The sequence below is a fragment of the Pantoea allii genome (assembly GCF_046529425.1).
GTDB classification, from domain to species: Bacteria; Pseudomonadota; Gammaproteobacteria; order Enterobacterales; family Enterobacteriaceae; genus Pantoea; species Pantoea allii.
This window is the reverse complement of sequence record NZ_CP125958.1, coordinates 1,482,609-1,506,599: the sequence shown is the minus strand read 5'-3', so window position 1 is coordinate 1,506,599 and position 23,991 is coordinate 1,482,609. Positions and strand designations below refer to the sequence as shown.

Annotated in this window: 21 protein-coding genes and 1 tRNA gene; 3 read left to right on the top strand and 19 right to left on the bottom strand. The window is 55.1% G+C overall.

Annotation, left to right across the window (positions count from 1 at the left end):
* Nucleotides 1–83: 83 nt before the first annotated feature.
* Nucleotides 84–380 (bottom strand): YfcZ/YiiS family protein, encoded by a 297-nt coding sequence (locus tag QNH99_RS07375; protein WP_410517501.1) that lies wholly within the window; start codon nt 378–380, stop codon nt 84–86.
* Between the two features lie 357 nt (nt 381–737).
* Between QNH99_RS07375 and fadL the strand changes: the two genes are divergently transcribed.
* On the top strand, nt 738–2,012 hold the full coding sequence (gene fadL / locus QNH99_RS07370) for a long-chain fatty acid transporter FadL (RefSeq protein ID WP_063880355.1): 1,275 nt from the start codon (nt 738–740) through the stop codon (nt 2,010–2,012).
* Nucleotides 2,013–2,155: 143 nt separating this feature from the next.
* Here the strand turns inward: fadL and mlaA are convergent, their stop codons facing one another.
* The 10 genes from mlaA to ccmA form a co-directional block, all read right to left on the bottom strand.
* Complete coding sequence (gene mlaA / locus QNH99_RS07365; RefSeq protein ID WP_063880356.1) at nt 2,156–2,920, bottom strand: phospholipid-binding lipoprotein MlaA; 765 nt, start codon at nt 2,918–2,920, stop codon at nt 2,156–2,158.
* 130 nt (nt 2,921–3,050) lie between these two features.
* Nucleotides 3,051–4,265 (bottom strand): c-type cytochrome biogenesis protein CcmI, encoded by a 1,215-nt coding sequence (gene ccmI / locus QNH99_RS07360; RefSeq protein ID WP_410517500.1) that lies wholly within the window; start codon nt 4,263–4,265, stop codon nt 3,051–3,053.
* Nucleotides 4,265–4,720 (bottom strand): cytochrome c-type biogenesis protein, encoded by a 456-nt coding sequence (locus tag QNH99_RS07355; RefSeq protein WP_256852702.1) that lies wholly within the window; start codon nt 4,718–4,720, stop codon nt 4,265–4,267. The genes ccmI and QNH99_RS07355 overlap by 1 nt, the downstream gene beginning before the upstream one ends.
* Nucleotides 4,717–5,271, bottom strand: coding sequence for a DsbE family thiol:disulfide interchange protein (locus QNH99_RS07350; protein WP_063880359.1), 555 nt, complete (start codon nt 5,269–5,271; stop codon nt 4,717–4,719). Before QNH99_RS07350 ends, QNH99_RS07355 begins: the two co-directional genes overlap by 4 nt.
* On the bottom strand, nt 5,268–7,226 hold the full coding sequence (locus QNH99_RS07345; RefSeq protein WP_256852701.1) for a heme lyase CcmF/NrfE family subunit: 1,959 nt from the start codon (nt 7,224–7,226) through the stop codon (nt 5,268–5,270). Before QNH99_RS07345 ends, QNH99_RS07350 begins: the two co-directional genes overlap by 4 nt.
* Complete coding sequence (gene ccmE, locus QNH99_RS07340) at nt 7,223–7,708, bottom strand: cytochrome c maturation protein CcmE (RefSeq protein ID WP_410517499.1); 486 nt, start codon at nt 7,706–7,708, stop codon at nt 7,223–7,225. The genes QNH99_RS07345 and ccmE overlap by 4 nt, the downstream gene beginning before the upstream one ends.
* Entirely contained in the window at nt 7,705–7,935 is a 231-nt protein-coding gene (gene ccmD, locus QNH99_RS07335; protein WP_063880362.1) for a heme exporter protein CcmD, read from the bottom strand. Before ccmD ends, ccmE begins: the two co-directional genes overlap by 4 nt.
* Entirely contained in the window at nt 7,932–8,672 is a 741-nt protein-coding gene (locus tag QNH99_RS07330; RefSeq protein WP_109717628.1) for a heme ABC transporter permease, read from the bottom strand. Before QNH99_RS07330 ends, ccmD begins: the two co-directional genes overlap by 4 nt.
* A 54-nt stretch (nt 8,673–8,726) precedes the next feature.
* Nucleotides 8,727–9,386, bottom strand: coding sequence for a heme exporter protein CcmB (gene ccmB / locus QNH99_RS07325; protein ID WP_063880364.1), 660 nt, complete (start codon nt 9,384–9,386; stop codon nt 8,727–8,729).
* A complete protein-coding gene (gene ccmA / locus QNH99_RS07320) occupies nt 9,386–10,003 on the bottom strand; it encodes a cytochrome c biogenesis heme-transporting ATPase CcmA (RefSeq protein ID WP_410517498.1) in 618 nt (205 codons plus the stop codon). The genes ccmB and ccmA overlap by 1 nt, the downstream gene beginning before the upstream one ends.
* Before the next feature lie 243 nt (nt 10,004–10,246).
* On the opposite strand from ccmA, the gene QNH99_RS07315 reads away from it, so the two are divergent.
* The gene (locus tag QNH99_RS07315) at nt 10,247–11,179 is read left to right on the top strand and encodes a formate/nitrite transporter family protein (RefSeq protein ID WP_063880366.1); all 933 of its coding nucleotides are present in this window, start codon (nt 10,247–10,249) and stop codon (nt 11,177–11,179) included.
* 73 nt (nt 11,180–11,252) lie between these two features.
* Nucleotides 11,253–11,327, top strand: a tRNA-Arg gene (locus QNH99_RS07310).
* A gap of 661 nt (nt 11,328–11,988) precedes the next feature.
* Here QNH99_RS07310 and QNH99_RS07305 read toward each other — a convergent pair.
* The 8 genes from QNH99_RS07305 to QNH99_RS07270 all read right to left on the bottom strand — a co-directional run bounded on the left by QNH99_RS07305 (nt 11,989) and on the right by QNH99_RS07270 (nt 23,956).
* Nucleotides 11,989–13,368 carry a VasL domain-containing protein gene (locus QNH99_RS07305; RefSeq protein WP_410517497.1) on the bottom strand — a complete coding sequence of 460 codons (1,380 nt, stop codon included), beginning with the start codon at nt 13,366–13,368 and terminating at the stop codon, nt 11,989–11,991.
* A gap of 604 nt (nt 13,369–13,972) precedes the next feature.
* The gene (gene tssE / locus QNH99_RS07300) at nt 13,973–14,428 is read right to left on the bottom strand and encodes a type VI secretion system baseplate subunit TssE (protein WP_241567751.1); all 456 of its coding nucleotides are present in this window, start codon (nt 14,426–14,428) and stop codon (nt 13,973–13,975) included.
* Nucleotides 14,428–14,970, bottom strand: a complete 543-nt coding sequence (gene tssJ / locus QNH99_RS07295) for a type VI secretion system lipoprotein TssJ (RefSeq protein WP_410517496.1) — start codon at nt 14,968–14,970, stop codon at nt 14,428–14,430. Before tssJ ends, tssE begins: the two co-directional genes overlap by 1 nt.
* Nucleotides 14,948–16,033 (bottom strand): type VI secretion system baseplate subunit TssG, encoded by a 1,086-nt coding sequence (tssG, locus tag QNH99_RS07290; RefSeq protein ID WP_145394019.1) that lies wholly within the window; start codon nt 16,031–16,033, stop codon nt 14,948–14,950. The genes tssJ and tssG overlap by 23 nt, the downstream gene beginning before the upstream one ends.
* Nucleotides 15,997–17,751 (bottom strand): type VI secretion system baseplate subunit TssF, encoded by a 1,755-nt coding sequence (tssF, locus tag QNH99_RS07285; protein ID WP_145394020.1) that lies wholly within the window; start codon nt 17,749–17,751, stop codon nt 15,997–15,999. Before tssF ends, tssG begins: the two co-directional genes overlap by 37 nt.
* A gap of 42 nt (nt 17,752–17,793) precedes the next feature.
* Nucleotides 17,794–19,386: a type VI secretion system protein TssA gene (gene tssA, locus QNH99_RS07280; RefSeq protein ID WP_410517495.1), complete on the bottom strand. Its 1,593-nt coding sequence runs from the start codon at nt 19,384–19,386 to the stop codon at nt 17,794–17,796.
* Nucleotides 19,386–22,835 carry an ImcF-related family protein gene (locus tag QNH99_RS07275; RefSeq protein WP_410517494.1) on the bottom strand — a complete coding sequence of 1,150 codons (3,450 nt, stop codon included), beginning with the start codon at nt 22,833–22,835 and terminating at the stop codon, nt 19,386–19,388. The genes tssA and QNH99_RS07275 overlap by 1 nt, the downstream gene beginning before the upstream one ends.
* On the bottom strand, nt 22,832–23,956 hold the full coding sequence (locus QNH99_RS07270) for a hypothetical protein (protein WP_410517493.1): 1,125 nt from the start codon (nt 23,954–23,956) through the stop codon (nt 22,832–22,834). Before QNH99_RS07270 ends, QNH99_RS07275 begins: the two co-directional genes overlap by 4 nt.
* Nucleotides 23,957–23,991 lie beyond the last annotated feature (35 nt).

The window sequence follows — 23,991 nt, the reverse complement described above, 5'->3', positions numbered from 1 at the left end:
GGGCGCCGCCAACATCAGGAGGAGAAAAGTGAGATGAGAAACACGAAAATGAAAAACGCCGCACAGAAGCGGCGTCTAAAGCCTTAACGTAAACCCAGTTGAAAAATCAGGGTTTCAGCCTGACAGCTAAAGGTGAAATCGATATTAAGCTGCACGCCGTCGGCCTCTTCCACCATGCTGGCTTGGATAACGCAGGGTTCGGACTCGACCTGCCGCGCTTTTTCAGTCAGGCGGGCCAGTTTACTTTCCGCCTCGGCACGCCGGGCAAACCATTCTGACCAGCTGGCCGTACAGTCCGAATTATCCATCACCGTACCGACATCGACACAACAGCACGCGGCCGTTTCTGTCGAGCTACATTTTTTTAAAGCATCAGTCATGGGTCTCTCCTGACAACACATCATAAGGTGGGTAATTTTCTGCTAAAAATTTTACGCCTTCGTTTTTCAGGCTGCCAGACACACCGCGCTAAGTGACGAATATCACAATAAAATTTGATATGGATCAGTTTTAATCCTGCCTCTCTTGCCGTTTTATCCTGAGAAGTGTTAAGCAGATCGAATTTTCATCGATCAAATTGGAAATATTTTAAAAACAATATTGCAACATGTGTACAGGTCGGACCTATACTCTCCGCACTGGTCTGATATGTACGTTTGACATCAGTCCATACAATCCGCCGTTCCTTGTTACGCGACGTCACAACGTTAAATAATAATTCACATGAGGTTGTGGTCATGAACCATAAAAACCTGTTCGCAAAGTCAGCCGTGGCAGCTGCAGTAGCGCTAATTTCCTCTAACGTATACGCAGCCGGATTTCAGTTAAATGAATTTTCTTCCATTGGTTTAGGTCGCGCTTATTCTGGCGAAGGCGCAATGGGTGATACGGCGGCCTCAGCCAGTCGTAACCCGGCAACCATGGCGCTCATGGATCGTCCTGAGTTTTCTATCGGTGCGGTTTATATTGATCCTCAGGTCGATATCAGTGGGCAAAGTCCATCGGGACGCAGTCTGGATGCGAAAAACATCGCCCCCAATCAGTGGATCCCTAACCTGCATTACGTCCAGCCGATTAACGATCAATGGTGGGTTGGCGCATCCGCGACCTCAAACTACGGCCTGGCGACAGAATTTAATGATGGCTATACCGCGGGGGGATTCGGCGGTAAAACCGACCTGATGACCGCTAACCTGAACCTCAGCACCGCTTATCGTCTGAATGAGCATTTCAGCTTCGGTGTGGGCTTTGACGCTGTTTATGCCAAAGCAAAAATTGAGCGTTATGCTGGCGAATCCTTCTCTGCACTCGGCATTCCGGCTGATACGCAGATTGCCCGCCTGAAAGGTGACAAATGGGGCTACGGCTGGAACGCCGGTATTTTGTATGAAGTGGATGAAAATAACCGTTTCGGTTTCACCTACCGCTCTGAAGTGAAAGTCGATTTCGATGGGGATTACAAAAGTAATCTGCCCGCCGCTATCAATGCCTTTAATCTTCCCGGTGCACCTTTTGGCACAAGCGGTAATACCATTCCGGGGTCACTAACCCTGAACCTGCCAGAAATGTGGGAAGTTTCAGGCTGGCATAAAGTGGCACCGCAGTGGGCCGTGCACTATAGCCTGGCTTATACCAGCTGGAGCCAGTTCCAGGAGCTGAAAGCGACGGGCTCAAACGGCCAGACGCTGTTTTACAAAGATGAGGGGTTCCATGATGCCTACCGCATCGCACTGGGTACCACCTATCAGTACGACAAAAACTGGACCTTCCGCAGCGGTATCGCCTTTGATGACAGCCCGGTTCCGGCAGATAAACGTTCTATCTCTATCCCGGATCAGGACCGTTTGTGGCTGAGCGCCGGTGCCTCTTATGCGTTTAACGACGCTGCATCGGTAGACGTCGGCGTGTCTTACATGCACGGTCAGAAAGTCACCGTACAGGAAGGCAACTATACCTTTAACTCCAGCGGTAAAGCCTGGCTGTATGGCGCGAGCTTTAACTACAAGTTCTGATGCGCTAAACGCATAAAAAAAGCGACACTGCGTGTCGCTTTTTTATTGTCCAACAGTCATCAACGTTATCAGGACGACAGCGTAACAGCCTTACATCATCCTGAGGCCGCCCTTTGCACAGGCGGCTTTTCACTGGACTTGGCTTACTGAGAATCAATATCTTTCAGATCGCCCTGAATCGCCGCAGCGTTAGGATTATCTTCTGGCTTCAACTTGCCGCCGCGCGCCAGGAAGTCATAGCGCTGGAAATAGGCGCTACGCACAAAGGCGTAAGGATCGCGTTGCTGTTTCAGGATGGCATCCGAGTCCAGCAGTTGCGCGCGTGATTCAATGCCTTCCAGTGTCCATTTACCAATCGACATGGGCCAGGTCAACCAGCCAAGCACAGGATAAAGCGTATCGACGTAGTCACCGCCGTCCTGACGCACCGTGAAGCTCCCATAGCCAGGTAACTGCACATAAGGACCGTAACCCACACCATAATGACCCAGCGTAGTACCAAAACGCTGCGATCCCTGACGTGCCAGTTCCGGATTGGCTTTACCGGCGACATCGATGAAACCGCCCAGCCCCAGCACCGTATTCAGGAAGAAGCGCGTAAAGTGGATACCCGCGTTACGCGGATCGCCGACCAGGATAGCATTCACCATACTGGCTGGCTCGCCAAGGTTACCCAGGAAGTTGCTCAGGCCAGCACGTGCAGGCACGGGCACGTAGTCGCGCCAGGCGACTGCCACAGGGCGCAGCACGTACGGGTCCAGCACGTTATAGTTGAAGTTGAACATTGTGCGGTTAAAGCCTTCAAGCGGATCGCTACGCCCTGCAGGCGCGTCGTCGTCAGGCTTTGAACTGGCACAACCAACCAGAAGCACACTGGCCAAGGCCAGGCTGGTCAGGCGGTGATCCATTTTTTTCTCCCTGTGCATGTAAGTTATTTATACCCTGCAAGTTTCACCGGGTAGATCAGCGCATTGCAGCAAGCATAGCTGATATCTCCCGTGCGGTTCACAGATTCAGACATTGCCAGATAGCAGCCGGTTAAGGCTGCTGCTGATCGATCGCCACGGCAATGTGCTGATGACCATCCCAGGGAACCACTGCGCTACGCCCGAACCAGTCGCCCGGCTCTGGACTGGCGCGGCCATTGCGTGAAATTCTGACGCGCACCTGGATCTGTTTCTGCGCCGAAAGACGGCGATCTTGCAACATGGCATTACTGTCATCCAGCGTCAGCGATACGGGAAAATGGCCGGGCGATAGCCGCTTCACCGCCACCGGGACAGGCGATATACCGTCAGTAACCGAAATATACATGACTCCGCCCGGCGGTAACATTTTTTCTGCCTGCGGAGAAAGTGTCACGTCGACCGCCAGTTGTGTGTTTTGCTGCCCGGCGTCTGTTTTGGCTTGTTCAATGCTGTGCGCGATGCCGTCGCGACGAGGATCATCGGCCGGCAACATGTGCAACAGCGCTTCCCAACTGTCTATGGCCTGCGAATACTGCTGCTGTTCAAACGCATTATAGGCCAGCAGACTCAGCGTGCGGATATTCTGCGGATGCTGTTTAAGCAGAACCTTAAGCAACAGCCCGGCCTGGCGGTTATCCTGAGGATCGCCCGATCGCGTCAGTACCTCGGCATAATCCTGCTTTAAGGCCATATTGTTGGGTGCTAACTGGAGTGCTCGCTCAAACGCCTGACGGGCGGTTGTGGCATCATTGAGTACCATACCAAGACGGCCCAGCATCGCCCAGCCGCCACGATTATCAGGTTCGCTTTGCAGTTGGCTGCGCAAACCGAGCTGTAAACGTGAGAGTTGCTCCAGGGTAAGCGGCCGGGCATGAGGGTCCATGACCTGCGCGCGCAGCGCCGGATAGTCTTCCTGTATCTGCATCCAGCCACTCAACTGCGTTAATCCGCCGGTTTTGAGATAGCTCGCCACAGACACGACGATCAACACGATAAGGCCGGGTAACAGCACCCAACGACGGCTGCTGCTGTGCGCGTGGGTCTCCGACGCAGGCGGGATGTCACTGAGCAGGGTTTGCTGCAACTCTCGCTCCATCACGGCCCGATCGGCAATCACGCCCTGTTCTTCATCCTGAGTGAGTTCAGCCAACCGTTGCTGATAAAAATGTGTGTTAAGGCTGTCACGCGCATCTCCGCGCGCCTCGCGTTGTCGCCAGCCTGCAGCCAAAAACAGCACGCAGGCCGCCAGCAGGAGCAGCAACATCGTGATTAAAAAAACCGCCATTATACTTTCCTGTCCGACTTCAGAATCGCCGCCAGGCGCTGCTGTTCTTCATCATCAAGCTCGCTGCGGGTTTTGCGCTGACGACTACGCAGCACGATCACGGCAGCGCCCAGTACCATAAACAGTGCCGGCCCGGCCCATAAGATCAGGGTGGATGGGGTGACAGGCGGCTGGTAGCTGACGAAATGGCCATAGCGCGCCACCATATAGTCGATGATCTGCTGACGACTCTGTCCCTGTTTCATCAGTTGGTAAACTTTTAACCGCATATCTGACGCAATCATGGCGTTGGAGTCGGCAATGCTGTTGTTCTGGCACTTAGGGCAGCGCAGCGAGGCCGTGATGTCCCGGTACTGCTCTTCCTGCGCGACGGAGTCAAATGCATAGGTATCCATCGCGGCCCACAGGCTGGCGCTAAACAGCAGCCCACAGATCATCATCACAAGGGATTTCATGCGCCGCTCTCCTTCATATATTTATCCCACAATGGCTTCACTTCCTGTTGCCAGACGCGCGGGTTCAGGTCACCGGCATGGCGATAGCGAATAATCCCGTTGCCATCAATCAGAAAAGTTTCAGGTGCACCGTAGACGCCAAGATCGAGGCCCAGCATTCCGTCACCATCATACAGGCTGAGCGCATAAGGATTCCCCAGCGTATTCAGCCAGGTCACCGCCTTTTGGCGATCGTCTTTGTAGTTCAGCCCTACAACACGGACGCCCTGCTCTGCCAGCGCATTAAGATAGCGATGCTCGGCGCGGCAGGTTGGACACCAGGTCGCCCAGACGTTCAGCAACAGCGGCTTACCGGTAATCAGCGTCTGCTGATTATAGGTTTGACCCGGTTTATCCAGCGCCTCCAGCCTGAAAACGGGCAGGGGCTGGCCAATCAGAGCTGACTCCAGCCGGGAAGGATCGTCCCCTTCAGCATTCCGTGACAGTTGCCACAGGAGGGCGGCTGCCAGCAGTAAAAATAATCCCAGCGGAACAAACAGAATTTTTTTCATGCCTGCGCCTCAGGATCGGCTTTCTTGCGCGAGCGATAGCGGGGGTCCAGTAAACAGAACAGGCCGCCGACAGCCATGAACAACCCACCAAACCAGATCCAGCGAACAAAGGGTTTGTAATAAAGACGCACCGCCCAGCTGCCGTCATTCAGCTCTTCACCCAGCGCAGCGTAAAGATCACGGGTAAAACCCCCGTCAATAGCCGCCTCGGTCATCATGGTACGCGCAGCAGAGTAAAAGCGTTTTTCGGCATACAAGATGGCTTCCGGCTTGCCCTTGCGAGAAACATCAATGACTGCGACGCCGCCACTGTAGTTAGGGCCTTGTAACTCCTGAACATCACGAAAAACAAAATGGTAGTGATGGATATCGACGCTGTCCCCTGCTTTCATTCTTACATCGCGCTCAACGCTGTATTGAGTACTGAACGCAATGCCAATCACGGTGACGCCCACGCCAAGGTGTCCCAGCACCATGCCCCAGTGACTGCGCGAAAGATGACGTAATCCGGTGAAAAAACGGTGACGATGGGTGGCGCGTTCATGCAGCTCCATCAGGGTCAACACGATGATCCATACCGCCATCAGTAATCCCACCACCGTCATGGCTTCAACACGATCCTGTAACCACCAGGGCAGCAGCACGGACGCGATCAGCGTGACGACCAGCGCTAACAGCAAACGGCGCACCAGTTTTTGCGGTTCATCACGTCGCCAGCGCACTAACGGCCCAATACCGAGCATCAATGCCAGCGGGGCCATTAACCAACTAAACATCGCATTAAAGAAGGGTTCGCCTACCGAAATGCTGCCCAGGCCTAATTGCTTATGCACTAAGGGCAACAGCGTACCGAGCAGCACCACCAGCATGGCCGCAATCAACAGTACGTTATTCCCCAGCAGGAAAGATTCGCGCGACCAGAGTTCATTTTGCACCCGACTGCGCACCTGTCCGCCTTTAATGGCATACAGCAGCAGTGAACTGCCAATCACAATCACCAGGAATGCCAGAATAAACATGCCGCGCGCAGGATCGGAGGCAAACGCGTGCACCGACACCAGCACGCCAGAGCGAACCAGGAAGGTGCCGAGCAGGCTCAGTGAGAACGCGGTGATGGCCAACAACACCGTCCAGGCTTTGAAGGTGCCGCGTTTTTCCGTGACCGCCAGCGAATGCATCAAAGCGGTGCCCGCCAGCCACGGCATAAAGGACGCGTTTTCCACCGGGTCCCAAAACCACCAGCCGCCCCAGCCCAGTTCGTAATAAGCCCAGGCTGAACCCAGCACAATGCCGATGGTGAGAAAGAGCCAGGCGGCGGTGGTCCAGGGGCGCGACCAGCGGGCCCAGGCCGTATCCAGCCGTCCCGCCATTAACGAGGCGATGGCAAACGCAAAGGCCACGGAGAAGCCGACATAACCCATATACAGCAGTGGCGGATGAAAAATCAGACCGATATCCTGCAACATTGGGTTGAGATCGCGACCGTCTACAGGAAAATCGGGGAGCGTCCGGCTAAACGGATTTGAGGTGAGGATAATAAACAGCAAAAAGCCCAGATTAATCATCCCCATCACTGACAACACACGGGCCAGCGCGTCCTGCGGCATACCACGGCTGAATATTGCCACGGCCAGCGTCCAGCTGCTGAGCAGCAGCACCCACAACAGCAACGAGCCTTCGTGCGCGCCCCAGGTCGCGGCAATGCGGTAATACACCGGCAGGAGCGTATTGGCGTTGTTAACGACATAGCTGACGGTGAAATCATTAACGATAAAGGCCCATACCAGCAGCATAAATGCGCCCGCGATGCAGGCAAACAAACCGGCGGCAAGCGGGCGCGCCATTGCCATTAAACGCGCGTCCTGACGCCATGCGCCCCACAGTGGATAAACGCTGAGCAGAAGCGCCAGCGCTAAGCCGAGACAGAGTAAAAAACTGCCCACTTCTGGCATCATGGTGTGTTCCCTGCCTGCTGTTTCACGGCTTCCTGCCCTTGCGGTGCGGGCTTCATTGCCATGGTAATTTCGGGTGGCGTGTAGTTTTCATCATGTTTCGCCAGCACCTCTTTCGCGTTAATCAGATTGCCGGGTTCAAGAACGCCCTGGGTTACGACGCCCTGACCTTCACGAAACAAGTCCGGTAAGATGCCGACAAAGTTAACGCTGACCACGGCGCTGCCGTCATAAAGCTGAAAGGCGACGGCCAGGGTTTGGGGATCGCGTGTCACGCTGCCGGGCATCACCATGCCGCCCACGCGCAGGCGCTGTCCAGGCTCAGGTCTGATATGCGCTTCGCCTTTGCCATTGATAATTTCACCCGGCGTGTAAAACAGATCGATATTGGACCGCAGCGCATACATCACCAGCGCCGTGGCCAGCCCAAGTCCGGTTAGTATCGCCAGCACAACATACAGACGATGACGACGACGGGTATTCACTTTTCCTCTCCTGTCGGTTCACTGGCATGTTGACGTCTGGCCGCACGCAGGCGGCGCTCCCGGGCATCACGCTGACGAATGTCAGCCAGCAGACGACGATGCGACAGCAGCGCGTGCAGTGCCAGCCCCAACATGGGTAGTACCGTACACAGGACGGCCAGCCAGACATAGAAGGCATAGCCTCCCATGGCAAAGAAGTCATGCCATGAGGCAAAAGCAGGCGTCATGACTTGCTCCTTGAGTTCGCAAGTGCAATCGCCCAGGGACGTCGGCGTTCCGTTAGCAGGATAAGATTACGCAGGCGCAGTAGCGTAAGAGTAATAAACAACAACAGGTAACCCAGAATCGCCCAGCGCAGCGGCGTGCGCATCGGTGGCGCTATCGCCTGCTGCATCAGCCCGGACGATCCCTGGTGCAGGGTATTCCACCACTGCACGGAAAAATGAATGATGGGCAGATTGATCACGCCGACCAGAATCAGCACACCGGCTGCGCGCCCAGCCGTCCGGCGATCGTCAAACGCATGGTACAGCGCGATAACACCCAGATATAAAAACAGCAGCACCAGCTCAGACGTTAATCTGGCGTCCCAAATCCACCAGGTGCCCCACATCGGTTTGCCCCAGGCAGAACCGGTGACTAAGGCAATAAAGGTGAAGACGGCTCCCACCGGTGCCATCGCTGCCGAGACCAGATCGGCCATTTTCATTTGCCATACCAGGCCGGTGAATGCGGCAACCGCCATGGCGCTGTAAACGCCCATCGACCACATTGCCGCAGGAACGTGAATATACATAATCCGAAAGCTGTCGCCCTGCTGATAATCCGGCGGTGCATAGCCAAATCCCCACACCCATGCCAGCAGCAAACTCGCTATGCAGGCCACGGCGCACCACGGCACCAGCCGACCGCATAACTGATAGAGCCGTTCAGGCTTTGCCAGCTGATGTAATCCTTTCCACATGATGAATTGCTCACATTTAATTAGTGCTTATCTGCACGTCTGTTGCGTGATGATTTATTGCAGCGTGATGCGCAAGGCAGCCGCTGTTGCAAAAGGGGCCAGCGTGGCACTGCCAACCAGCATGGCACCCAGCAGCGCCAGATAACCGCCAATGGCTAACCCCTGCCCCGCCGCATCGATGGCGGCGCTGGCAAAAATAAGGACCGGAATCGCCAGGGGTAAAACCAGCAGGCTGAGCAGCACGCCGCCGCGACGCAACCCAACGGTCAGCCCAACCCCGATGGCACCTAAAAAACTCAGCGTTGGCGTACCGAGCAGTAGCGTTAATGCCATGGCCCGCCAGCTGTGCATATCCAGTGAGAGCAACATGGCAACCAGCGGTGAGAGCAGAATCAGGGGCAGGCCGGTTACCAGCCAGTGGGCGATCACTTTGCCCATCACCGTGACCGGTAGCGGCGTGGGCGATAATAAAAGCTGTTCCAGCGTTCCATCGAGATAGTCGTCACGGAACAGCCTTTCCAGCGCGAGCAGCGAGGAAAGCAAGGCGGCAACCCAGACAATGCCAGGGGCAATGCGCGCCAGCTGCTGTGGCTCGGGTCCAATGCCCAGCGGGAAGAGCGTGATGACAATCAGGAAAAACCACAACGGATTGACCACCTCTGCCCCTCGACGAAATGCGATACGCAACTCACGCTGAATAAGGCGAAACAGCATTAATGACACTCCACGCTTTTCAGACTGATTTTGGTTATTTCTCCGCGCCAGCCGGGCAAAGCCTGATGGCTGGTCAAAATCAGCGCCCCGCCGCCACCCAGGTGGTCGGCAAACCGGGCGATTAGCGTTTCAACGCCGGTTTTATCGATGGCGGTTAAAGGCTCATCCAGAATCCATAACCTTGCCTGGGTCAGCCACAACCGTGCCAGGGCAATGCGACGCTGCTGCCCCGCAGAGAGTTGCGATGCCGCGACGTCTTCATAGCCCGCCAGCTCAACGCTGGCTAGTGCGTTAAAAATTTGTTCATCGCTGCACGTATGATGATAAAACCGCAAATTTTCCAGCGGAGAAAGTGCCGCTTTGATACCTGGAAGATGGCCCAGATACAGCATGGAACGGTGCCATTCGTCGCGTTGCCGCTGAATGGGCTGCGACTGCCACAGCACGTCACCCTGTTCTGGCGCGCTTAATCCCGCCAGGACGCGCAGCAGTGAGGTTTTACCGGCCCCGTTTGGTCCTTCAATTTGCACAATGTTGCCCGCTGCCACGCTAAACGTAAGCGCCTCAAAGAGCGCACGCTCATCACGAACACAAAGCAGATTGATGATTTCCAACATGGGAGGGTAAATCGCGCCAGCCAAATAAGGCGGAAATGATAGCACAATGTTGCAATCTGCCGAAGACCGCGCGCCTCTCGCTTTTCAGGCTGTTGTAGACATTCGTGCTTTACGCGTGGCGCAACGGTCAAAAAGCGCGCTCCATTAAAATGTTGTAACTTTTGTTAGCAATTACAGAAACACTTTCACACACCAAAAAACGTCTACGCTTATAACGCATTTGCACTGTTACCAGGAGAAAACATGAAGCCTTCATCAAGCATGAATCAGGGCAAAAATGATGTTGATAGCGAAGAAAAGGACGAAGGCAAAGAGGATATCGAGGTAAATGAAGATGCCCTTCCCTCACGCGCTGCCGCTATCCACGAAGAAATTCGTCAGGATGGGGAGAAAGAGCTGGAGCGTGACGGCATGGCCCTGCTGTGGTCAGCCATTGCGGCCGGTTTGTCGATGGGCGCGTCGCTCATGGCAAAAGGCATTTTTCAGGTTCATCTGGACGGCGTACCCGGAGCCTTTTTACTGGAAAACCTGGGCTACACCTTTGGCTTTGTGATTGTCATTATGGCCCGTCAGCAGCTTTTTACTGAAAACACCGTAACGGCCGTGCTGCCGATAATGCACAAACCGACGATGGGCAATGTCGGATTACTGCTGCGCCTGTGGGGCATTGTGTTGTTGGGGAATCTCATCGGCACGGCATTCGCGGCGCTGGCGTTTAACGAGATGCCCATCTTTGATGAGGCCACACGACAAGCCTTTACCGATATCAGCATGAAAGTGATGGAACACACGCCGGGTGAGATGTTTGCCAATGCGGTGATTTCAGGCTGGATTATCGCCACGATGGTCTGGATGTTCCCCTTTGCAGGGGGCGCCAAACTGTTTGTGATTGTGATGATGACCTGGCTGGTCGCGCTGGGCGATCTGGCGCATATCGTGGTGGGTTCTGTTGAGGTGTTTTACCTGGTATTTGACGGCAGCGTACCCTGGACCGATTTTATCTGGCCCTTCGCTATCCCGACATTGCTGGGTAACCTTACCGGTGGCACGCTGATTTTCGCCCTGATTAGCCATGCACAGATCCGTAATGATATGGGCGAAGCTGCACAGGCCAAAGTGAAAGCCGAACGGCGAAAAGCAGAGAAAAAACGTCAGCAGCAACAAGAAGAACGCTAAATTGCTGACAGAATGAGCAAACGCGCGGCAGTGTAGTGAATCCTGCCGCATAACTGCGGTATACTGCGCTGGCGTCTCCTTAGTTAAATGGATATAACGAGCCCCTCCTAAGGGCTAGTTGCAGGTTCGATTCCTGCAGGGGACACCAGATGTTAGCTCACCTACGTATTTCAAAATCTATTTACTCCTTTAATTTCAGAAAGTTACCTTCCATTTATTACCCGTTAACGCCACCGCCCTAATGCAAAATCTACGCCGTTTAGTTGGTACATATGTTGGTATGTTAAGTTCGGTAATGCAGCGACCATCAGAAGAGGGTTTTTAGTATGGCGCTCGCTGAGTTAACAGTAAGAAATACAAAGCCTTCTGATAAACCTGTCAAATTGACAGACGGTAACGGTATGCAGTTAACACTCATGCCATCTGCTCGTTTGAGTAAACTGCGATTTGCTCACCGGTCATAAGTGGACTTCAAAAATTCACTTCGGACGATATCCGCAAGGCGTAAACTAATGGAAGAGGTAACCTATTCCGCAAGAAGGGCAAAAATTAAATAAAACCTCGTCTGGTTACATTAAGCACACGAGCCAAAGCACTCCCTGAAAAGCTTTATTCGAGCAGTAGTGACAAAGAAATTAAATCGGGGAAATTCACAAAGCCAGAATAAAAATGAAGCGTCCTCATGCTGTACCAGGATCGACTCAATCCTTGATCGCCCTTTGGAAACCGGAAGAACTAACCGGAAACGACCACCTTATTTTTGCTGGACGATACGATGACTGAATCAACCCCGGCTTTTAGCACTGTGTTTATTTTTCTGTCTGCTGTTTCAGTTCAGCATAATGGGCTGTCAGTTGTTTCAGATGCATTTCCAGTTGAGACCGGGCAGCAGCAGGTAATGGTTTCCCCGCAGGATGTTGTGACAGTGCCCGCAGTTGTTCTTCAGCCGGTATGGATTGATTAAAGAACTGCATCGTGGAAAAAACTACTGATTTCAGCTCACTGATCGTCATGTATTTTCCCTTTTGCTCATCCAGCCCGTTCAACCTGTCACTTAGTTTCTGTAGCGTCATCATTCCCTGATGCCAGCCATTCAGGCGTTCTGTCGACAACGCGGCAGCATTGAGTTGTTGCTGCCATTGCTTTATCAGGGGTTTTGTCTGCTCCGGCCACAGTGCCCTGGCCTGTTCCAAAAGCTGTCGACTCAAGGCGATATTCCAGTCAGGAGGCAATTTATCCAGTCGGGCAAGTTGCTGCTGTGTTTGTGTTATCACTGTTTGTGATGAAAGTGATTGCTGACGCAACATATCCAGTTGTTCAGGCGTGAGCGTTGCAGGTAAAGGCGCCAGGGATGCTGCAAGCTGAGCCTGAAGCGGGTCAGGCCGGTGAAAATACTGCCAGCTCCACACTGCGACGATACTTATCACCAGCATGGTGCACATCCCGGCAGCGAAGGATGTCCGTTTTTTTACCGGGGCAGGTATTGCCGCCAAAACGTCCACATTCGCCTGATGTTCCGCCTGTGCAACGTACACCCACTTCACTGCGCTTTCTGGCATATTTTCAGACGAGCTACCCGCAAGGTCCCCCATGGAGGCATCATGCATCACGGTGGCCGGCAATACTATACCGGACTGAACCGTCGCCGTTGTACTGGTTGTCCCATCGCTGTTTTCCAACCGGACAGCGCAATTGTGCATTAAGGTACGCAGAGTATCGAGCTGGCTAAGATGTTTTAGTTCCAGGCGCTTGAGCACTTCCCCGATACCGGTAAGCCGTTGCTCAGCCCGGTACAACTGGCTGAGGTCGCTGTAATTGATCTGGAGCGAACGCATCCGTTGCTGCAAACGCTGACTCAGACTGCTGAGGATTTCCATGCGGGCATGGACGGGCTGCGGCCACAGCGTCCCCCATTGATGGCTTATCAGGGCGTCGAGTATCGCAAGTCCTTCATTAAGGCCGACCAGTCCGGCCAGTTGCGTTCGGGCCAGCGTGTACCAGGCTGCCGTCTGCAGTTCCACACCGTTCTGCTCAAACAGTGAGAGACAGCGTTTTTCAACATATCGCCAGTTCACATCCGGGCGCGCGGGATGTGTGAGCTTACTCAGTTCATCGCGCAGAGCGGCGTAATCCGCTAACGTGCGCGGGTCGCCACCGGTTTTGATTTTACGAGGGGGGATGTCATGCATGACCAGTTGTCCGTTTGACGTAAAAGGAGCTGTGGAGGGTTATTGCTTATGCGGCTTTGCTTTCTGCATATTCGAGACTCTGTAGATACTGAAGTGCCACCGGGTCAGCGATGTATTAAATCAACATATAGCTGAAAAGTTCCTACCCGGTTCCCGGGGCGAAAGCGATGTTTAACAGGCTCCCTTCGTGATGTGAAACCTTAAAATATAACGTCCAATGCATACCGGGATTCATCGTCATTTAAGACCTGCCTAATCAACCAAGGGCCCTGTAAAAGACCATACACAATGAAAAAATTCATAGCGTCGCCATAAAACCTTAGACCCGCACCAGCGTTCAACCAGAGAGCGAGTGCTCCTTTTTATTGTCCACCAAAGCGCAATCCTGTTATCAAACTCAATCAGGTCGTTTTCACTCTCAATGAGCTGAAAAAATCGTTCATCCCGCCACAGACACCAGCAGTAGTAATGAGTCAGTAAAAAGAGTCTCATCATCAACACGCAATCGACTGAAAAAAAGATCAAAAATCAACACTAACGGCGGCGTCAGCGCAGCGAAATAACGCCAGCTCGCCAGATGAAACTGACAGGATGTGATCTCGCCTTAGAGACGGGTTGTCGTATCGAGATACTGCTGTTGCTTAAGATGGCGTAACAGAACCCGACCTTCGGGCATAAACTCAGTGCCATAGCGGACCAGACCAACGCCTTTGAGTTCTGCGTCAATGGCATAGCGCAACTCACCGGGGACGTTCTGCTCCAGCAGGACAACCGCTATCCTTTTCAGTCGGGGCTCATATTTGAGCAGGACGGCGGACAATGCCCCCATCAGCTCATGGGCCGTTCCCGGCATGCCTTGCAAGATTCTGGTCATATCCGGCAGACCGTAATCCGGCAGGTGCGCCAGGGTTCCCGCACGGCAGTTAAGGATACGCTGCATGTTATCCAGTACAGAGAGGATGACCTGATTTTCTTCACTGACCTGATTGAGAGCAAGGCCACCGGTAAAATGACCGGTGAGCATTTCATACAGCGAAGGCGTGTAATGTTCCCGAGGCATTAGTCATCCTTGAGCGGTTGCAGCATCAGATAGTTATTACCGGCTTCCAGAATACGCGGCTTATCCGGATCGAGTTCTTCGCGCTGAATCACCAGCTTCCAGGTATTCTTAACCCTGTCCGGATGACGGAACAGTCCGGCCACCGCCACAAACTGCGCACCGGCTTCCATTGGCATGTTAAGGCTCGCATCTCCACCCGGCTTCACCACCACATCCCGGCGGGCAAGCAGGTCGGCTTTCAGAATGGTGTCACCTTCCTGGAGCAATTGCTGGTAGAGCGTTTTGTCGAAGGTTTTGCGGTCTTTCAACTGGTAAATCCGTATCACAACAGGCACAGACAACGAGTTGCTTTCGCGGGCGTCGGTATTCAGCGCCTCACGTGCTGTGAAATCAAGGTGCAGCACCTTGATCTTTTTGTAAAAAACAGCGTTAAACGCCGATTGGGTACTATCGGCAACCCCCTGGGTTATTCCGCAGCCCGCCAGACTGAATGCCATCAGAGGCATCAACCAGAGCGTTTTAGTCAAACTTGTACGTAACACGTCGGTTTCCTTGTTGTGGTTTCGCAGGCTCCAGCCCGGTGTAGTAACCCAGTTCGGTCGTAAAGGTCGCAGGGATATCCGCCGGAAGCTCATCGCCCTCTGCGCCCAGCACACCGTTCATGCCGAGCCAGAAAGGGTCTTCGCCCAGCAGTGGCACGGCCAGCAACCGGACAGACGTGGTCAGGGTAATGCGTGCTTTGAAGCGCCATCCCAGGTACACCCGCAGCATGACCAGAAAATCCTGATACAGCAGACCATCCGGTTTCCAGCCCTGCGCCTCCTGTTCATTATTCGTCGCGAGCGCAACCAGCAGTTGGCTGCCCGCATCCATCGCTTCGTCACCCAGTGGCGTATTGCCGTCCAGCAGAAAATCGGCATCACCATAGAAGCCCAGTGGCCGAGTGACCTCCACGGGTCGAAGGCAGTACGGGCTGACCTTCACGGTGGTATCCGGGGCCAGTAGAGTGACCAGCGCCTGCATCCCCTCTTGAGTTTTGCCCGGCTGTCGCAGTACACCCAGCAGCGCCAGAAAGCGCGATACCGGCGTGGCAATGTGGTTTGCTGTGCCGGGAATACCCAACCCCACAAGGCCCAGCAGTGACTGCGAGATGCTGTCGGTACCGCCGGGCTCAAAGGTGGCCGGGTAAGAGTACTTACGCCAGATGCGGTAAAACTGCGTCAGAATGCGATGGCTGAAGATATCCAGAAATCCCTGCAGCGCTTCGTGCCCTTCACTGCGCTGAGAGATGTCATCGAGATAGGCCGTCGGCAATGGTGAGTCAACCCCATACATCCCCATAAACGTGGCACGGATAACCGGTGGCTTGCTGTCATCGTCCTCATCATATTCAACGGTTTTCAGCTCACTGGCCGGAAACCCCATGCCCGGATGCGGCGCAAAACGTACCGGGTCATCCCCGGGGTGGCTGGTCGCGCCCATCAATGGCCTGTCCGGATTACGTTTCTCCAAAAGCTGACATAAACGGTAAAAGTTAATGCGGTGAAGGTCGGCCTCCAGCCTTGGGGTCAGCCGGGAATGCGGCGGTTGTGCTTCTCTTCCCATTCCAGGCGTTCTCCGGTCGGTTGCAAAATGATAATCAGGCGGTTAAAGAGATAGATGTCGGTATAGAGTGCAAAGAAGCGGCTCAGCATCTCGCCAAACAGGCAGATATCGCCGCGCCCGGCAAAGCCGTGGCTGTCCAGCGTCACGTCAATCTGCACACCACGAACCAGGTAGCCCTGCTCGAAACGCTCTGTTTCACTGTGTTTCACGTTGAGGATGGCTTCCAGGCGACGACGGTTCATCTCGCTGTCCGTCCATTCATACAGCGCCAGGGTACCGCGCAACACATCGGCATTATCCATCATCGACAGGAACCCGCTGCCGAGATGGCTCAGTACGCGCCAGTGAAAACGGTCCCTTGCCGGGGGATAACAGGGTAACGTCGGCGCACACAGGTTACGTACGGCAATGCTGGCCGAAGTGGTTTTCATCACCGTATCAAGCACGGTGCTTTGCAGCGCACGCCGCGGCAGTTGGCCGTTGGTGCCGGTGAGCGTCAACGACAGGCTTTCATCTTCCGGCACCGTATGGTTATCAAAGGCTTCTCCACCGAGGATAAGCCAGGTGTTATGTAACCCGGACGGACCGCGACGCACGCGGGTGTGGTAATAATATTCCGGCGCTTCGTGACGCATCATCCCGCCTTTGTGGCGGAAGCTCGAAAACGGTACGTAGGTATGCTGGCTCGATGAGATTACCGAATCCACTGCGTAAATCTCCGTATGTCCATCCTGCACGCGCATCGGGCGCAACATGTATTCGGTCTGCAGGGAGTTGAGCGTCAGCGGATCAGATTCCAGCGGGAACAGGTTAATCACCGGTACGCAATTCAGGCGCAGATGCTTTTCGGTAAAGCTGAAATCATGCTCCCAGCGTTCTGTCAGCACCACGTCGATCTCAAACCAGGGAAGTTCAGCCTGAAAGGCCACGGTCTCCAGCCCACGCAGCCCCGTAAACATGAATTTTTCACGGAAGGTGAAGTACTCCAGCAACAGTTGATAGCCGCTAAAGCTGCTGCTTCCCTTCGGCCACAGGTCATCTTCGTCGCCGAAACCCAGCGCAGTGAAATAACCGTCGAGCGGTCTTCTGTCCCTATCACCCGGCATCCGCAGCCACAGACACGCCGTGTTCATGGTAAAGGCTTCATGCATGGCGCTGGCCAGCGGTGCGTCAGCGTTGAAGTAGAACGGAATCTGACTGAGATCGACACGGCTCCAGTCGGCAAGATGGCTACAGTTGAAACGCAGGTTGATGACCGAACGCCCGTCAGGATCAGTCGACAGGTGGACGTGCTCCAGCGACAACGGCTGAAGGGTTATTTGTTTGGTGGTGGTGTACCGGCAGCGCGTGCCCTTCACACCAATTGGTCGTGAGTTCACTTCGAAACCTTTGGCAATACGCATCTGCTCTTTCATTTCACGCCAGTCAGGGGTGAACTCCACCACCGACATCGACGGAATGGTGCGCAGATAATGCGGCCACAACAGGCTGACCAGCCCTTCGGTCAGTTCAGGCAGGTCGTCATCAAGCTTCTCACGCAGCCGGCCCATCAGGAAGGCAAAGCCTTCGAACAGGCGTTCCACGTACGGGTCGCGCGCCCCCGCTTTATCGAGATTGAGCATTGCCGCCTGCTCGGGGTGAGCGCGGGCAAACTCTTCACCGGCTTCCAGCAGGTAGCGCATTTCAGCGTCATAGTAACGCAGGGTTAAGTCATCCATAAAAACCTGAATATATGAGTTTTAAAGGTATGCCAGGTGTTTTTACCCACACAGCACCGTACTGCTTGCCGGATCGAGCGCAATCAGACCGGACAGAAGCAAGTCCATCTCGGGCTGAAGCCGTGATTTATCGGTTTCACTGCGTGTGGCTTTGATGCGCAGCAGTCTGAGGCGACGCGATTTCACTTCAAACAGCAGTGCCGGTGTCCACTGCGTGAGGGTGATTGACTTTGCGGCACTGTCGAGCTCACCCAGCAGATGCAGGGCAAGTTCATTTTTGCCTTTCTGCTCGGCCACGCGGGCCATCAGCAGACGCAGTAACCATTTGTCTTTTGTGGCGTCTGTGCCCGGGCGGGTCTGCAGCCAGTGAAGTGTGGCATCCAGACCATCAGTATCCGCTTTCTCCAGCGCTTCCGGCTCAAGAGCCAGAATATCGTTATTATCCCCACTGTCGGCACTGACAGGCTCATCCCGCCAGCCAGCCATATCGTCCAGCACGTTCTGATTTATCCAGTTCAGCGTGACCTCATCGGCAAAGGGCGTACCGTCATTAAAGGCCAGGGTTTCAAGCCCGGTAAGGCGGCGCAGCAGTCCTTTCAGGTCGGCGGCGATGATATCAGCCAGTACATCCTGTCCCGATTTCATCAGGGCCTGGTGGACATACCACTGCAAATCCAGCCAGAGGTGATTAGCGCCACGCGAGAAAGTGCTGTCCGCCTGCTCCAGTATCTCCAGCCAGCTCTGCTGCAGGTACAGGCGTTTGAGCATGGCCCGCTGGTCAGCGCGCGGCGGTTCGATGCGCGTTTTTCCTTCGGCATCCGGGGCCGGAATAGCACTCAGCGTGTCATGACGCAGGCTTTTCATCAGCCGGTGTGCGGCAAGCCATCCATCGGGTTGCTCACGCAGATATCCGGTCAGGGTGCGGGCCTGGGCCAGCAAATCCTGACCGGAGGTAATGCGGCTCAGAACCGGCGCGTCAGCCTCTGTCGTGTATGATGCCTGTGCCTTATGACCGACGTTTTGCGGCACCACGGCATCCACGCCACCGGCTTTGATCAGTCGGGATTCCAGCGCGTTGTACAGGGCATTCAGACCGGGGCGTGAGACTTCTGGCTCAGTCTCCAGACAGTCACTGATAAGCAGCAGTGCACCGGCAGTACGCTGAGCATCTTCCCTCACCACTTCCGGCCAGAGTGACAGGCTGTCAAGCACACGGGAGCCTGCGAGCCACTCTAGTGCCGGTTTACGGCTCCGCTCGCGCTGTGGATGAAGCTGCGTGCCATAGCGCTGCAGCAATCCCGCCAGCAGTTCAAGCCCTTCGGCAAAGCCGGTTTCTCCGTCCTGGTGCAGACGTGCCCAGCAGTAATAGGTGGCAATCCGGATATCTTTGGCGATAGTGGTCAGTAGTTTTTCGCCAAGCGTGCAAATCAGCCCGGTATCAATGCCGGAAAGTTTGTTGACTTCCTCCCGGATGCGCTGAAAATCATCGTCATAGCCGGGATCTTCTCCCGTTGCGCTGGCATCGCTGACCGGAGTAAGCCAGGTCTGCCAGTTTTCAGTACGTGCCTGCGCCTGTTGCCGCAGTTGCGTGTCGTCAGCCTGACAGGCGGCAACCAGATTCTGCAGTGTGCTCATTATTCTTCACCCTCCCTGTCACGGCTTCCCGTGTTAGCCATCACCGCACTGTCGACACTGAATATCTGATCCGGCAGCGTGAACCCCCGCAGTTCCAGCAGCGCCAGCGGACCTTTTCCGAGTTGTGAGCGCAGCACCCACTGCAGGGTTCGGCCATCCGGCGCGTTGAAGCTCATCATCCACTGGCTTCGGTCAAGCTGCTCGCGTTTCCCCTTCTCCAGCCAGCGAATCAGTCCCCAGGTTCCGCTGTAGTCCCCGAACAGGCGCGCACCGGCATTGACCGTGCTCCAGGTCAGCATCGTCCCCGGCCTGTAGGTGTCGCCCGGCCAGCGAAAGCGCTGCCAGTCGGCCATCTGGTTAAAGTAGTGCAGCTTTTGTCCGTCAATGGTCAGCTGAGTTTCCACCACCTGCGGCACAGGTCGCGCCTGCAGCTCAAAGCTGATGCCCTGGCTGCCATCGGTGAACAGAATGTCCGACAGCTGGCTCAGCTGATTAATCGCCCGCAGGAAGGCCGGGTTAACGCTCAGCCCCTGGCTGTTGACCCTGTCAGTTATCCACTGACTGCCCTCTTTGTGCAGCACGCCACTGAGTTCCGTGTTCAGGAAGCGCTCAATGCGCCCGCTGTCCCTGCGCACAAACTCCGCCAGCATCGGCAGAGAGGCGTCACTTTTGCTGGCGACAAACGGGAAACGTCCGTCGAAGGCGGTGTGCCAGTTCGCCACCACGGAGCGGCGCCACTTGTCATTCAGGCTGGCTGCCGACGGCTGAAGTACGGTTTCCCAGGCCCGGGTCAGCGGCTGCACAAACATCGTGTTGCCGAAGCCGCTCCACGCCTCGCCCAGGCTTGCCGACATCAGGCTGCCGTACTGCCGGGTGTCGGTGAGGTCGACGCTTTTGCCCCGGAATACGGTCTGCGCCAGGGTCTGCATCATCGCCTGCGGGTCAGAAGCACCGGCCACCTGCTGCAGGCGCAGACGCACGCGGGTGATGCGGGTCAGATACGTCTGCAGGCTCAGCGAATTGTCAGCCGACATCACATGGCTGCCTTTGTTTTTCCCCAGAAGCTGAAGCAGTGGCCCGAAGGTTTCACCGAGCGGCCCCTGCGGGCCGGAAGCGGACGGGTCAGCCGCGGGGTTGTCTTTCCCGCCTACGAGGTCTTTAGCCGATTTGATGAGGGCGTCCGACAGGCCTTCGCTTTGCTGGCCGGTCTGCCCCTGCCAGGCGATAGTATTCATCAGGGCAATCAGCGGCGACTGGCGGACATCACTCATCAGCGTCAGCTGGTCGGTAACGTCCGCAATGTTGCTGGCCGGATTCCAGTGCAGGCTGTTGAGGAAGCTCAGCCAGCTGCCGGCAAAGTCGCTGAAGTAACGCTGCGTCAGACGCGCCTTCAGGGCTTCCGGCGACAGGTCTGCGGAGACGGCACTGCGGCTGTCGCTCAGCACCCAGTCGATTTCATCCCGGCGCGAACGTGCGGCATTTTCGACAGCCTGCTGAATGCCCCCTTCCCAGGCCTGGCGGGTGAACATGCCCGGTACCACTTCCCCGGTGGTGAACAGTCGCCGCGCATCGGTACCGCCGGTCATGTCTTCCAGAGAGACATCGGCGAAGTGACGACGCACGGATTTGAGCATGTTTTCATACAGGGTGCTTTCGGCGTTACGCCGTCCGATTTGCTGTAACAGTACCTGGCGGCTCTGGCTGACCAGCTGCGCATCCGGCGTGATTTTCCACTGTGGCTGTTCAGGCAGTCCGCTGATGTGGAAGGCCCACAGGTCCGGCGACAGGCTCTGCCACAGGGCGGCTGAAATGCCCTGCCGCGCCGGCTGCACGGCCTTCATGGTCCGGGCGTAGAACGCGCCGTCGGCTTTATCCGGACGGGCCATCATCAGCCAGGCTTTCAGCTGGTCATAGCCCGGCTTCGCCAGCGCTGCCCGCTGGTCACTGTCGGGGGCGGCGTTCACCAGCGCGCTGAGCTTCTGCATCAGGGCGGCGTTTGCCGGGTCGCGTATCAGGCGGTTGTTCGCCACGCCGTACCAGGGCAGCATCGCGCTGAGCAGCTGCGGGTTGTGGTCCAGACCGAAGCGCTGATACCAGGGGGCGCCCTCCTGGATGCGGTGCTGCAGGCGGCCGGCCGCGTTACGCAGCGTATGCAGGGCCGTCAGCTGGTCATCCGACACGGAAGGATGCTCCACCAGGGCATGCGCCTGCTGCGCAACGGAGATAATCTGCTGGCGGTTGACGGCAAACGACAGCAGCAGCCCCGCTCCCCAGGCACCCATGATGGCCATCAGCGTCCCGACGGTCGCCTGTTCCCACGGCACAGCGACACGCCGGCCGCGTACGCGGGCACAGTCGTCCACAATGCCCTGCCAGGTCACCGGCAGGGTCAGGGCATGGCGTTGTGATTCAGGGCGGTATTTTTCTGTCATGGCAGCGTCAGGAGATTTGACTGCCCCGGACACATCAACGGGGGTATCCCGCGGCAGGCTGAACATCAGGCCGCGCAGCGGCACGCGCTGCTGAGAGGCAGCCAGCCATGGCACCAGTTGCTGAGCCCGGCGGGCGATACCGCCCTCTCTGAGGTGCCGGCCCAGGCGCAGCAGGAAGTCGTGGCTGTTGTTCTCCGCGACCTGGCTTATCCCCTGCGCCCGCAGGGCCGGCAGCATCCGCTCAAGCTGGCGGACGATATCATCTTCGCTGGCGCGCCGTGGGAACGTTGCCCCGACCGCCTGCTCAGGGCGCGTGGCCTGCGGCCAGTCGCTGCTGCACAACTGCCACAGCCAGACCGGAGCGGAGTAGCGCAGCCGTTCGCTGATTTTCTCCAGCCCGCGAAGGTCGTTGTCGCTGATGTGAGGCGTCAGGTTAAGCGACGCAGGCATGACGCGGACAATCCCGTCCAGCGGGCGTCCGTGACGCAGCCTGCGCAGCGCGGTGTATTTTTCCTTATCGGGTTCAGCGGTGAGGCTGCCGCCGTAGATCAGCACGGTACGGTTGCCTTCCAGCCACTGCTGCTGCTGCAGGCCGGGAACCAGCTGTTCGATTGCGGCTTCGTCGCCGGTGATTAACAGCAGGCGGACTTTATGGCGCCAGAAGAGGTAATAACGGCGGCGGAGGTGTTTTTTAAGGCTGGAAAAAAGCTGAACCGCATCTTCACCCTCAATGGAGAGTTGCCCGATTTTCTCGTCAGGCATTTGAGGCTTATAACCTTTCTGATTTCTTCTCTGCTTCCATCTCCACCAAACAGGTGAAGCAATAAGGCCAAGGAGCAAGACAGCAAAAACGCCGCCCCAAATTGTCCAGAGTTTCTGAGTTGAAATCCCAATGTTGTTCAAACTATCCTGGTTGATAAAAAGTACAAAAGCACTTATCCCAGCCAGGCCAACAAGCAGAAGAAAATATCCCCATGAACCATAGTGAACGTTTGGCAATGTTTGTTTTTCGGTCATGCGTAAAGCTCCCTGGTAATCAAGCAAAGTGTCCCTGTTTGCTGCGGCGTCTGATTAACAAGCAGCTGATCTTTACCCGTTATATTGGCCGCTTCGGCCAGCATGGCCAGGGAGAGCGGTAAAGCCATCTCTCCGGGCGGGCCAAAGGAGAGATCGATAGAATATAGCGGCCTTTTTTCAGGCAGCAGCCACTGATGGAGGGTTGCGTACTGCATAATTTCTGCGGCAGTTTTTTCAGCCGTCCCCAACAGCCAGACGTGTTCCAGATTTTCCCTGTCAGGCTGTATATATTCAAAAAACATATCTAACTCATTAATAAGCGCCCCTGCTTCCAGCGGCATCATCCGGGTTATACCAGCGATAACGGACAGTGAGTGCAGGCGAGCAAAGGTGGATGAAGCGATAAGCTGAGCAGAAATAAACTCACTTGAATGCCCAATGCTTCGAGAGGGCCAGTCCTGAAGACAAAGAATTAATATCAGCCCTTCAGAGATATTCACGTCATAGAATGACTCTAAAGTTACTGGTGAAAAAAATGCAGTGGGCATAAGATCCCATTGTTGATAAATCGACTCATTGCGATATTCATCAACCTTTCCCGGCGACTGAAAAACATAGATAGTGTGTAAAAAATGTCGATACCCTGGATATTGCAGTTCCAGTTTCAGGTCTGCTTCTTTCATTAATACAGGAAAACTATGCGGAGAGTTGAATAATGGTCGGGCTTTATTTGGATATGCTGGCACCTTATCCAAATCCCCCAATAGTGCCTCCATTCCATTTTCTTCTGGAGAAAATAGAACATTACCAACCACGGCGACCTGCCGCCGACTCCAACTACGCCATTCAGCTTTGGTTCGTTCTGTTTCACGTTTCCAGGCCCGACTGGCTATGACAGACTGTTCATAACGGTTTAACATTATCCCAAAGAAACATAACCAAACCAAAAATGCAGGCAGGATACCGTAGAAAAAAACTTCAGTGTAGGTTGCGATATTCCAGATCGCTACGCTAAAAAAAGCACCTAAAATTAACATCAAGATAAGTAGCATTATCCAGAAAAAATATTTTGGTACTGGAAGTGTCTTTTGTTCAGGAATATCAGGTATAGGCCATGCCATAGTAAACTCTATATTTTTGTGATTTTATTTAAAAC